7 protein-coding genes and 1 pseudogene are annotated in these 12,848 nt (G+C 61.8%); 2 read left to right on the forward strand and 6 right to left on the reverse strand.

Annotation, left to right across the window (positions count from 1 at the left end):
• Positions 1-95 precede the first annotated feature (95 nt).
• The 4 genes from ACNHKD_RS04360 to drmD form a co-directional block, all read right to left on the reverse strand.
• On the reverse strand, positions 96-908 hold the full coding sequence (locus tag ACNHKD_RS04360) for a hypothetical protein (protein WP_442755893.1): 813 nt from the start codon (positions 906-908) through the stop codon (positions 96-98).
• Between the two features lie 47 nt (positions 909-955).
• Positions 956-1,717 carry an eCIS core domain-containing protein gene (locus ACNHKD_RS04365; protein WP_442755894.1) on the reverse strand — a complete coding sequence of 254 codons (762 nt, stop codon included), beginning with the start codon at positions 1,715-1,717 and terminating at the stop codon, positions 956-958.
• Between the two features lie 228 nt (positions 1,718-1,945).
• Positions 1,946-5,908 (reverse strand): DNA methyltransferase, encoded by a 3,963-nt coding sequence (locus tag ACNHKD_RS04370; protein ID WP_442755895.1) that lies wholly within the window; start codon positions 5,906-5,908, stop codon positions 1,946-1,948.
• Positions 5,909-5,916: 8 nt separating this feature from the next.
• Positions 5,917-9,093: a DISARM system SNF2-like helicase DrmD gene (drmD, locus tag ACNHKD_RS04375; protein ID WP_442755896.1), complete on the reverse strand. Its 3,177-nt coding sequence runs from the start codon at positions 9,091-9,093 to the stop codon at positions 5,917-5,919.
• A gap of 130 nt (positions 9,094-9,223) precedes the next feature.
• Here drmD and ACNHKD_RS04380 point away from each other — a divergent pair, with 130 nt between their 5' ends.
• Positions 9,224-10,333 (forward strand): PGN_0703 family putative restriction endonuclease, encoded by a 1,110-nt coding sequence (locus ACNHKD_RS04380; protein WP_442755897.1) that lies wholly within the window; start codon positions 9,224-9,226, stop codon positions 10,331-10,333.
• Between the two features lie 138 nt (positions 10,334-10,471).
• Entirely contained in the window at positions 10,472-11,371 is a 900-nt protein-coding gene (locus ACNHKD_RS04385) for an ArdC family protein (protein WP_442755898.1), read from the forward strand.
• A gap of 377 nt (positions 11,372-11,748) precedes the next feature.
• Here the strand turns inward: ACNHKD_RS04385 and ACNHKD_RS04390 are convergent, their stop codons facing one another.
• Positions 11,749-11,964 (reverse strand): hypothetical protein, encoded by a 216-nt coding sequence (locus ACNHKD_RS04390; protein WP_442755899.1) that lies wholly within the window; start codon positions 11,962-11,964, stop codon positions 11,749-11,751.
• 39 nt (positions 11,965-12,003) lie between these two features.
• Positions 12,004-12,075, reverse strand: a pseudogene (locus tag ACNHKD_RS04395) (SEC-C metal-binding domain-containing protein); the annotation flags it as partial.
• Positions 12,076-12,848: the final 773 nt, after the last annotated feature.

Raw genomic sequence — 12,848 nt, forward strand, 5'->3', positions numbered from 1 at the left:
AATTGCGCCAGAAACCACACTGAGTTGGTTTGTCACGCTGTCACGTCTGGCCGATCGCGACCTTTACGCATTTTGGCACAGCGCGCCGCTAACATTCAGTGAAACGGTATGTAGCCTCCTGAGAAAGTTGCCCCACCACAAAGCCATGTCCTCCCGGCCTCTGCGCCTTCTGGCAAATCGATTTCGAAGGGGAAGGATGCAAAAGTAGCGCTGATATTTTTCTTTAGCTCGACATGAATGTCACGCGAGTTTGCCGATTTTGATGGCCATGGCCTTATCTGCATTTCATCGCGGCCGTCACTAAAATGAAGGTAGCAGACCGATACAAAAAGCTTACTCAACGTCTGCGGTAGCGGTGACGCGTAGTTTGTGTCGGTCGAAAGCTTTGCTGAAGTTACCTCGCCTTTTAGCTTCTTATCCGCCACATAGTATGTGCCCTGAATCTTATAATCCAAGTTCGTGCCGGGAATCGGCACGAATTCAAATGTGCGACGAGAATTGAGAGTGCTCTCAAAATCGACTAGAGTTGCTCCGGCCGGTGGACGCTGAAGCTCTACCCGGTTCAAAAAAAGCGAAATTCCTACAATCAAAAAGATCCCGACTAGCAATCCGCTGGCGGTAAACCCGATCGCGCGCAAATAGTCAGGATGCACACGCTTTTTGGCACCGAGCGATTTTACAATGACCAAGCCGATCCCGGCTCCGCCCGTAACTAGGCTCGTCCAGATTGACGTATAGGTGCTGGTCATGAACTGAGGCAATGAGCTGAATACCGGCCGAGCGACAAACTGCGTCGCGATCGTGAATAAGAAAATATCGATCGCGGTTGCCAATAGAAAAATGATGAACGCGTCGACAAGATCCGGATGACCGGCCTCCTTGGCAGGATGTTCTGAATTCCCGCTCACAGCTCCTCCCCCCTTGCGAAATCGAGCTCAGCGCTCCGTTGCACCGGCTATTGTGCCATGCCGTAAAAGACTCTTCCGATCTGATCCGTGCAAGTACAGTTACTCATTCGCGGGACTAACATCGGCAGCGCGCATCGTTGGAATACGGCGGGCCCGACCACGCAGAATTGCGCGGTGGCTTGGATCGTGTTCGGCGGCGCGGGCCATTGCCCGCCCTGTTGCCTTATATTTTGCTGCTCCCACGCTGCATAACCATTGCCCTTCGCGTACGCTGGAGCCTCAACCGAGTTGAAATCCCGAGCGTATTGAATCGCGAAGCTATGCACGCCCCAGTCCCGGTACTGATCGACGTGGGTCAATTCATGCGCCCATATTGCAGGGTTCGCAGCTTCCGAGGGCCCTCTGAAAATGACGACATCGATAAGTGTTACTGCGTCCGCGTATCCGCCTTGCTCAATCATGCGGGCTAGGTTGAGAAACCCGTTATCGCCAATCTTGTACCGCACGCGGTTCATAGAGTCTTCGCTTGCGTAGCCGGTGAGAGCTTGACGAATGCCCGGGGGGATCGGTAATGCGCCGGCGACGGCGGAATTATGGGAGGCAATGATCCATTGTTCCAGAGGCACACCCCCCATTTGAGCGGGTATCTCCTTTTTTAATTGCTCAAAACCTCGCCCGACATCGCCGCCGATCTCCGGCATGCACATGCCCATCCAGCTGTATTGTCCGCTCGGACACGCAACGGCTCCAAAGCTCAACGTCAGCATGTAGGCGACCGATAAAGACTTGAGATAAAAAGACTTCTGCATCGCTCGCTCCAATCCTTTGGGACTGAAATGCGGACAATAATTGCCTTTGCCGGCGATCCCTATGTGCCGCTCATGCAAACTTGAGCCAGCATTGCACGCTCGGGCACAGAGTTTCTTTTAATTTCTTGTTTTTGACAAGGTCGCGAGCTCTCGGAAGCGGGGAGACTTGCAGCACCGCAGCCGGCGAGCTTATTAGCGGCTTCGAGCGGCGCTGCATGAGAGCGCTGCTCATTCCAAATCGAGCACGTCTTGTCCTTCCTCATCTTCTTCTCTCGCGCGGCGCGAGGCTTTCGCCGTCACAACTCCCGCCGCGACTTCCTCCGCGTGGCGCTCGGCGTTGAGGGCGAGGAGGCGGGCGACGACGCGGTCGCGCCCGTCGGCGGGCCAGAAATAGCGGCCCTGATAGGTGTGGTCGTCCTCTGTCTCTTCGGTGAGGAATTGCGGGCGCAGCTCTTCGGCGAGGTCGCCCCAGCCATAGGCGCGCAGCACGGCGCGGTCCATCTCGTCGTGCAATTCGCGCAGGATGCGGATCGGCTCGCCGCGCTCGATTGCATTGTGGAAGCGATTATAGGTCTTGGTCATCCCCTCACTGGCCGCGATCATCAGCGCGGCGCGATGATCGTGATAGGCCTGCCCCGCCGCTTCCAGCGCGGCGTCGGTTTCGTAGCCCTGCGGGAAGGGGAAGGTTTCGAAACAGTCGGACGGGGCGTAACGCAAATCGTCTTTCATCGAGGACGAGAAGAAACGCGCCCAGATTTCGTGGACGCGGGATTGGAGGACGGCGTAAATCGAGAACGCCTCTCCCAAAAATACAATACAGTAATTTGCAAATAATATATCACTTGGCATGCGCGCAATAGACAAGTGCGGAGAAACCTGTGAGCAGGCAAAGGCATTTTGCTGGCTTTTCAAAGCGGCAAGCAGGGCTGGCCTATCCCTGTTATAGCGCCAGAATTCTGTTTTTAGCTTCTTTGCGGCGGGAGTATTTCCTAATTTCAGCCGTTCCGGCAAAACGTTCTCCTGGACTATCTGAAAGAGCGAAGCGAATTTCTTCGCCTCCTCGTAATTCAGGTCAGACAGAAAAATGGCAAACCGGTGCGGGCTGTGGCGAGGGTCGCTGTTGATTTCTTCTCCACCAACATAGGGCTTGATGCGCGACGCGGCTTCAGGGTCTTTGGCGATTATTTCCTGCATGCGCGAAATCGGTGACGCCACACTGCCAGCCGTCGTATCGTCAAACGTGAACCCCATAGAGTACAAATCTACGCCCTTAAAGGACTTGCTCTTGTTTGAAGTTAGCGAGCACGGGGAGCCAATCTCTGGCCCTTCAACGAGAAAGCTGTTGATATTTTCTACCTCGACTCCGTTAAGAGTCTGGCTCTCGTTTAGCTTTGTTTTGGATGCATGGATGATGCTGACGATAACCGCAGCATCTCCCGGCCAGACGTAACGCGTCGTCGCATGTCGCAGTTGTCCTCCTTGCTGCATAATTGCGGAAAGGCCAACCTGCCTAGTGTCTCCCTGTTTTATTGTGTTAGTCGCTACCAAACCCAAGCAGCCGCTGCAATTTAGGAGAGCAAAGGCGCGCCGAAAGAAGAACGCACACAAGTCACATCGACCTACGTTCTCGCCGACTGATACTTTAAGCCAGCTGAGATATTCTGCTCCTAGTGCGCCAGATATCCAGGTTCCTCCGAGAAATGGCGGATTGCCGACGATGGCGTCGAAGCCCGTATTCTCTCGCGCAAAAACTTCCGGAAATTCGACCTCCCAATGAAACGGCCGCCAGCCCTGCTCGGCGCGAAAGGCAGCGGATTTCGCGCGAAGCTGATCCCAATCGGGCATGAGCGAGCCGGCGATCCAACTCTCCACCTTCTGCCGCTCGGTCTCTCGCCCCTTCGCCTTTTCGGCGGAGAAGAAGGCGGCGATCACCGCGTCGCCGACGATGCGCGCCGGTTCGCTCGAATCCTGCACGCGCCTGAAAACCGAGGCCTGCGCCTCGAGGCGCACATCGTCGCCGGCGTTGCGGATCGCCTCGCGGCCCTGCAAGGCGCCGTCCACCGCCTTTTTGATCGTCTCGCGAAAAAGCGGCAGACCGGGCTTCGAGGCGTCCCAATGCGCCGCCGCGATCTCGCCGCGCGTTAGCCCGACAAGACTGTCGCCACATTTCAGCACATGATCGAGAAAAGTGAATTCATGATCGCGCGCCAGCGTCGCCAGCCATAGCGACAGGCGCGCGAGATCGACCGCCATCGGGTTACGGTCGACGCCGTAGAGACATTTCTGCGCGACGAGACGGCGCGCATGCAGCGCCTCGTCCTCGTCCGGCGGGATCGTCGGCTTCTCCGCGCCATACATGTTCCACGCCTGCTCCAGCCGCGCGCCGAGCTGGCGGCAGGCCTCGACGAGAAAGGCGCCCGAGCCGCAGGCGGGGTCACAGACTTTGAGCGCCAGCACCGCCTCGGGCGAGGCTTTCTCGCCAAGGCGCGCAAAGGCCGGCTCCAGCGCATGGCGCACGATCGGCTCGGTGAGCGAGCGCGGCGTGTAATGCGAGCCGGAGCGGCGACGCTCCTCGGTGGGCTGGAGATAAGGCGCGCCTGTGCCGATGGGCGTCGCCTTTGGAGAAGCGCGCTCGTCGACGAGGGTTCCGAAAGCTTCGATCAGCGCGGGGACGTCGCCCGCCTCCTTCATCGCCTTGGCCTGTTTGGCGCTGAGCTTGATAGAACGCTCTTTGAGCCATTTCTGCCGGTCGCCGGGCTTTTGCGCGAGGAGCGCATCGAGGCCGATAAAGGTCGGGAGCTTCTTTTCGTCCTTCAGCGCAATCATGCGCTCCTTGGCGCGATCGGCGGTGAAGCCCATCACCGTCTCATAGACCGAGCCGATCGATTCGACGTCGAGCCCGCGATAGGAGAGGCGCTCCCTGATCTTCTCGCCCGAGAGGCTGCGTCCCTCGATGGTCATCAGCCCATGCAGGATGCGCAGGATGCAGCCGTCCGAAACGGGGAGGATTTGCGCATCGTCGCGCGCGCTGCCTTTCGCGCGGCCCTCCAGAAAGGGGAAGCCCTCGGGATCGAACAGCTTGCCGCCGCGCCCCGTGACCCAGCCGGAATAGCCGGAATGGATGAGCCGGAAGACGGCGAGGAGCTGCCCCCAGCCGCCGCGCCGCTCATCCATCGTATCGGGATTGAGCGCCTCGTCCGTGAGGAGGCGCGCATAGAGCGTCTTGACCGAATAGCCCTGCTCCCAAAGCTGCTTCAGCGCGGGATCGCTTGCGGATGGGAGAAGGTCGCGGTCCTCGGCATAGAGCAGGAAGACGAGCCGCATGAGGCAGGTGAGCAGGCCCTCATAGAGATGATGCGCGTCGCGTTCGGCGATGTCCTCGATCATGTCCGGCGCCGCGCGATGGAGGCCGCGCAGCAGCTCGTGCAGCGCGCCGAGCACCTGGCCGGAGAGTTTCTCCGAGACCTCGTTCTGCGCCGCGCGCGAGGCTTCGAGGAGAGCGCGCAGCCGCGTCTCCGGCGCACCGGCGAAGAAGGCGCTGCGGCCGACGCAGAGTTTCAACCCGGCGAGCATGGGTCGGCCTTCGACGCGGCCGAGCGGCGCGAGCGGCCATGACAGCCAGCCCGCGGTCTCGCCCTTGGGCGCATAGATCAGCCGCAGCGTGTTGCGCGCCACGAGGACGCCGACGCCGACATTCGTCTCGCGGCACAGCCGCTCCAGCCGCTGATGCGGGCTCGCCTCCCACTCGCCCGAGGCGAACTGGTTACGGCCGTCCGCCTCTAGCGCGGGGCAGAGCATGACCAGCGCCTGCGCGGGGACGCCCTCCGGCGCGTCGCCCTTCCAGAGGATCGCCATGTCGGGCGCGAGCAGGGTTTCATGTTCGGGCACGGTGACGGCGAGTTCGGGAGGAACCGCCGGGCCGCCTGGGGCGCCGGCAACGAGCTTTTCCGCCCAACCCAGCACGTCCTCAAAAAAGCGCCAAGGGTCGTGAAGCTCGAAAAGCCGATCATCCTCGTGCCGCGCCTCCGGGTCGAGGCCGAGCGCCTTGGCGGCCTCCTCCGTGTCGAGCGGCGTCTGGCGAATGGGTTCGAGCCCGCGCTCGCGCAAAACATTCGGGCCGACCACCAGCCCTTCCGGCTGAAGGTAAGCGAGCCATTCGGCCGTTTCGTCCTGACGGGGATGAAAACTCATCGTGCTGCTCAATTGGTCGCGGGCCAGAGGTATATGAAAGCGACGGGCTCCAGTCGACGCGCCTGCGCCTCATAGCTCTTGCGCACCTTCTCGGGCTCGCTCTCGAGGTCCTTTTGCAGCCGGACGAGTTTGGCGTCCCAGGACCGGCGGTCGGTCTCGAACTGGCGCATCTCACGTTCCATCTGCTTTTGCGCCTCCTCCGGCGTAGGGCCGAAGAGATCGGCCAGGGCGGGCGGCGGCGGAGGCTCCTTGCTGCGCATCGCCTCTCGCACTTTCTCGATCTGGCGTCGCAGCAGATCGGCCAGCGCCTCGGCTTCGCGCCGGCCATTCTCCGATAGCTCGCGAATGGCGGCGGCCTCCGACTCGGCCGCGCGTCTTTCGAGATGGGGGCGGAGATCGGCGAGGTCCCGCTCGACGGTTTCGTGGAGGCGGCGCAGAACGCCCTCGCCTGGCGCGCGGCCGTCGCGCAGGGCGTCAGTGAGATGTTCGATCGTGCGCGTTTCGCCGGCTTCGCCGAAGGGCGTGAGCGGGTTCTGATCGCGCCCCGTATCACGCCAGGCAGCGGTGACGGCGATCATCTCTTCGTGCAACCGGCGCGCGCCGGGGCCGAATAGCGACAGTCTTCCGACCAGCACCACGCGCGGCGCGGCGTTGTCGCCGATGATCGCAGTCACGCGGCCGACTGACGCTCGAAACCCCTGGCTGATGAAGCGCGAGATAAGCCGCTTGACGAGGCGATGTTCGAGGTGGAGCTGCACGACGTCCTGCGGCTCCGGTTCGCCCTCCGCGATATGCGGCGGCTCGAAAACGAGGCTGCGGACGGGCGTTTCGCGCCGCCATTTCGCGCGTTCCTTCGGATTGCCCGGGCGGCCGTTCCGCAGTTCGTCGAAGAGCGAGGTCCAGCTCGCGTCCTTCGCAAAACTCGGGGCGGATGGATCGAGCCGCACCGCCTCGGCGACGCTGGCGCCGCCGGGCTCGAACGCGGCGCCAACATCCTCCAGCGCGACTTCGACGACGCGGCGAATATCCGCGCCTTCGACGCCGACCCGGCGGCGCGCCTGCTCCAGCGCGCGCTGGAGACGATCCTGCTCCTGTTTCAGGCGCGCAATGCGACGCTCCTGTTCGTCGCCCATCTCGCGCTCCGCGAGCCTGACGCGCTCCGAATCGGACGCAAGGAAAGACGCCGCGAGGCTGGCGGCTGCGTCGCGACGAATGCCCTCGCGGGCCAGCGTCAGCTCCATCCGGTTGCGCAACACCTCGCCTGCGGCGCCGAGCTGTTGCCGGATCACTTCGGTCTTGCGCACGAGCGCATCGAGCACGCGATCCTCCTCGCGCTGGTCATAGAGAAAATAGCGGCAGGAGACGGTCTTCGAGGGTTGCAATTTGCGGTCGATGCGGCCGTTGCGCTGTTCGAGGCGCGAGGGATTCCACGGCAGATCGACATGGATGAGATCATGGCAGCGGGCTTGAAGGTTCAGACCTTCGCGCGCCGCATCGGTGCAAACGAGGATTCTGACCGCTTCCTGATCGAACGGGGCGTTGAAAGCGATCTTGATCCGGTCGCGTTCTTCCAGACTGGTCTGGCCCGTGAATGTGAGGACGCGCCCTTTCAGATCCGCCTTGCCGCGACTGCGTTCGAGAAGCCCCTCTTCGAGCCGCGTGACGAGCCAGCGCCGCGTGTCGTCCCACTCGGTGAAGAGAATTAGACGCCGGTCGCGCCATCCCCAGGCGGCGTCGAGCATTTCGGTCTGCATCCAGTCGAGGATGGCCGCAATCCGGGCGTCGGGCAGATCGCGCGCCGGGCCGCTGATGGCCAACATCCGATCAACAAAGGCGATCGCCGCGTCGACATCTTTCAGCTCGCTCCTCGCCTGCGCCGTCGCCGCCTCGATGAGGTCGTTGTCCTGCGACAATTCGATGGCGGTCTCAGCCTCGTCTACCTCTTGCGCCTCCTGCCTACGCCTCAAGGTCTTGCGATGGGTCCGTAGGCTACGGTCGAAGGCGGCGATCGAGGAAAACAGCCGCTGCTGGAGATTGGAGAAGAGGAACCGCGCTCTCGCGCCGTTGGCCGCCGATTGCCGGTAATCGTCGAGCATGGCCGCGAGCTGAAGCTCCGGGGCGTCCGGAGATAGGCCGCTGATGCGGATGGGTTCGACGAGCCGTTCCGGCAAGGGATGTCCGAGGCGTCGCAAGTCCTCTTTCAGGCGCCGCACCATCACCGGCTCCAGTTCCTTTGCGTCGACATCGATGCCGCGCGTGAAACGCTGGGGATCGAGGATTTCAAGCAGTGTCGCGAAAGAATTGGAATGACCGTTGTGCGGCGTGGCGGAGAGGAATAGCCGGTGCTCGAAAAGCCCGGCGATCTCGCGCACAGACCGCGTCATCTGACTTTCAACCGCCCAGGCTGCGCCCGACGAAGGCGCAGCGTGGTGCGCCTCGTCCAGGATGAACATCGAGCCGGGCCGAAAACCGGACAAAATGTCCCGGAGCCCGCTCATATATGTGTCGTCGGACAAGACGCTGTGCGAAACGATGAAGCGTGACCCCACGCTCCAAGGATTGGCTGAAAAGCCGCGGGTCCGACGTGTCTGAAGCAAATGCTCACGATCGACGATGGTGAAATCCAGACCAAATTTCTGTGCGAGTTCGTCCTGCCATTGCAGCAGCATCGACGCAGGCGCCGCGACGACGATCATTTCGACACGCCGCCGCAGGAGCAGCTCTCTGACAATCAGCCCGGCCTCGACCGTCTTTCCGAGGCCGACATCGTCGGCAATGAGGAGATTTACGCGGGGTAGTTCCAGCGCCTTCGCGAGTGGCAAAAGCTGGTATGAATCGAGCCGAATGCCTGCGCGAAATGGGGCCTGGAAAAGCTTCCGATCCGCGGCCGTGGCGGTGCGCCATTGGGTGGTGCGTAGGTAGGCTCCGAGCCGCTGAGGTCCTTCGAACCCTGCCGCCAACACGCCACCCCAGTCGTCGAGGTCGAGAACCTCGGTTTGAAGCTCGGCCGTGACCGCGAGCTGAAGCGTCTCTCCCTGGGAATCATCCTCGCAGGAGGCGAGACGTATTGTCTCGACCGAACCAGTCCGCTCGACGCTTTCGACGATCCAGGACTTTCCGCGCGCGACGAAAAAATCGCCGGTCTGGGGGATACGGCTCGACGCCGTTTCCGAAGCATGGGTCAAAATCAATGAACCTCCTCGATGTCGACAAGCATCTCGGACATTCGGTTTATTGCCAAACTCAAGGCTGCCGGCACTGTGAAATTCTCTCGCGTGAACTCGAATCAGCTTCACTACCAGAGGAGAGTGGAGCATGGCCCCGGAGTTCGGAAGCCCGATCGAGCATTTGCCGTTGATCCCAGCCGAGGTGCTGAAGAAGCACCGCGCGCATCAACCCCTCGACACCCGGTTCCGCGCGGCGGCGCGCTTGCTCCAGGCCCTCTGGCGCGAGGATCGCGACCTGCCCATCGGGAGCTTCATCGGCGAGGACGGCAAACGCCACAAGCTCGGGAGCCGGATCACTGAGGGAGCAGGCAAGAACGGCGGAAATTATCTCTCCCCGGAAATCGCCCATATCGCGCGCAGGGAAGTGGCCTATCGCGAGGTCGGCGCGATGATCGACCTAGAACGGCTGGAGACGAACCTGCTGTCGTCGATGCCACTCACCTTCAACCTCTTCGCGCCGCTCGTCACGAAGCTCGATCGTGCCGACACTCTCCTCTACGCACTCATACCGGATTTCCGGGGCCTTTCGCGCAAGGTGCTGTTCGAGCACTCACCGGGCAGGGGCAATCCCCGTTTCACGGGCGACTACACGGCCTTTGACGCGGTTATTCGTTATACCCGCTCGGACGGCCGCAAGGGCTTCGTCGCCTTCGAGGTCAAATATTCCGAATCGATGCGCGAGCCCGAGGCAAAGCTACGTCCCCGCTACGACGAGCTGTCGGAAAACAGCGGTCTCTATCTCGATCACGCCGAGGCGGCCCTCCGCGGCAACCCGCTGCAGCAGCTCTGGCGCGAACACCTGCTAGCACAGTCCATGCTCGACGAGCGGCTCTACGACGAGGGTTATTTCGTCACCATTGCCCCGGCGCTGAACTATCATGTCCAGAGCGCCGTCGAGACCTACCGCGCCCAGTTGCGGGAGCCGGAGGAGGGTAAGGTCCGCTATGTCAACCTGACCCTCGAAGACGTGGTCGACAAAATCCGCCGCGACGACCCCGACCATGCAGCGGCGCTGCATCGCCGCTACTGCGACTTCTGGCTGGTGGACGGGGAAATGGAGCTGAACGCGCCCTCCTTCGTCCCGGCGAGGAAGCGCACGCCTGGCGGCGCCGGCAAGCCCACACAGGCGGCTCCCGCCGAGACGCCCCGCAAACGCAAACCGGCGGCGGAGAAGGCGAAGAAGGCCGTCACGGCCTGACGGCAGGGCAGGATCGCGTTGTCCGGCGTCGGGGCTCCAGTCCCGCGCATCCGAGGTCGGCCGCCCCTCACACCTCTCCAAATCCCGCCGGCCCAATTCTCTGCCGGCGCCTCCCCCTCATTGCGTCCGGAGCGCCCTATGCGACAGGATCGCTTTGACATTCATCAGCATGTCACCGACCAGATCGTCGCGATGCTGGAAAAGGGGGCCGGGGAATTTCAGCTCCCCTGGCATCGTCCCGCCTCCAGCGCCATGCGGCCGGTGAATGTCGCGACCAAAGCGGCCTATCGCGGCGTCAACATTCTCGCTCTCTGGGCTGCAGCCGAGGAAAGCGGCTACGCCTCCGGGCTCTGGGGAACCTACCGCCAATGGGCGGCGCTCGGCGCGCAGGTCCGGAAGGGCGAAAAGGCGTCCTATGTCATCTTCTATAAGGACGGAAGCCCCGGCAGGGGCGGTCCATCCGACGAAGATGCGGAGGGCAGTCAATCGAGACTCAGGCTCTTCGCACGCGCCTCGGCCGTCTTCGCCGCCGAGCAGGTCGAGAATTTCCCCCTCCCTGGACCACCCCCGCAGGCCGACCCTGTCGTTGCCTGTGACGCCGCCGAACGCTTCGTCGTCACGACCGGCGCGACGATCATTCACGAGGGTGATCACGCCTTCTATCGCCCCTCGAAGGACATGATCTACATGCCGCTGCGTGAGGCGTTCACAGGCACGGCGACCAGCTCGCCGACCGAGGCCTATTATGCGACGCTCTTTCATGAGCTGACCCACTGGACGGGCCATAAGAGTCGCTGCGACCGGGAACTTGGCAAACGCTTCGGCCGTGCCGCCTACGCAATGGAGGAACTGATCGCCGAACTCGGCTCGGCCTTCATCTGCGCTGAAATTGGGATTACTGGGGAGCCTCGTGCCGATCACGCCGCCTATCTCGCCGACTGGCTGGATATCCTCCGCGAGGACAAGAAGGCGGTCTTTGCCGCCGCGTCGCACGCCTCGCGGGCCGCAGCCTTCTTAGTTGCTATGCAAGGTGATTGACGGCTTTTGGACCCTAGGCGGAATTCGGAACGGCAGCTATTGGGGAAGTTTGGTGGCGATCAGCCGAGGGTAGATCAAATCTGCCATTAGCGGACTTCGAGATGGACCGAGTCGGGCGACAGCAGAAGCTCATCGCTCGCGGCGGTCGCGGCCGCTACTGTCCAACGCGGAATTCGGGATGCCAGCGTTCTGGCAACCTGAGGCTTGAAGCGTTTCTACGCGCCGACAATCTGCCTTTGATCCACGTCCCTGCGCGCTTCGCAGATGTGCGAACGGCCTGATTCTCTGCCCCAGCCGTCGCTGCCCCCGAACTAGCCCCGCCAGCCTGATCCCCCTCTGACTCTGATTCTAGCCGAGGGGGGTCAGCCCTCCGGAGATCAGCGCAACAGAGTACCGTCGATGTAGATATTCTTGGTGATGCGCTTCCATTGCGGGTTCATCCGCACTCCGCTTCGGGGATGCGACCGCAGGAAATCAGCCACGTCATCAAGGCTGGCTAGTGGAGTCGCGTCAACATTCGAGCCGAAGTCGTGACAGGCGAAGAAGCCGTCAGAACCGCGTTCCACACGCCCCATCACGACGCCGCCAATCATGCATTCAATTCTCGTAACTGGCACTGGCTCGACCTCCGATCAGCGGCCATGGCAATGCTTGAACTTTTTGCCTGATCCGCATGGACATTTCTCGTTTCGACCGACCTTTTGTTTCACCGGTTGCGCCGGCATCTTTGAAATCGGCCCGTCCTTGCCGAAATGGCTGGCAAGGCCTTCTAGCAAGCCCGGTCGAATTTCCCATTTTGGCGGTGGTCCAAACCGCCGAAGGTTCGCGATCAGCTCCCGCTGGCTTTTGAGTTCCTTCTGCACCAAAGGAGGAAGGCCAGCCTCATAGGGTTCTAATCGCGCCATTTCCGCTTCCGCTTCAGAGTATCGCTCGCAATAAGCGAGGACGACCGCGTACTGCGAACGCACCGTGATCAGATAGTCGGCCAGCTTCCATTGCTGAAGCTGAGGCAGGACGATGGTCTCCATCATATTGAGCGCACCGTCGAAGTCGCGCCTACTTATGAACTGATCAACGAGGTCCTGACCCACCCGGAAGAGAGAGTCCGGCGCGCGCGCCAGGTCGTAGAATTTCAGGGCGTGGATGCGAGCGAACGGTGAGGGCTGGCCCAGAGCGTCGCGCGCCTTGGCAAGCACGTCGAGGGCATCCGCAAGGTGCTTGATGTCGTCGACGTCCGCCCCCTCCTTTATCATCCCCGACAGCTCGGGCGCGTTGTTGCCGAACACCATTTCGGGCGCCAGGCCAATCACCTCGTAATAGTTTCTGATCAGCGGCTTGATGCGCTTGGCCGCGGCGGCCGCATCGCCCAGCGCGAGTTCGGCGCAAGCTAAATTGTACGAAAACACTCGCTGATGACCGGCGGGTAGATGCTCAATAATCGGGGTAAGGTCTGCTACCAAGCGCATCGCACCGCGCC

Source organism: Methylocystis sp. JAN1 (assembly GCF_052186135.1).
GTDB lineage: Bacteria > Pseudomonadota > Alphaproteobacteria > Rhizobiales > Beijerinckiaceae > Methylocystis.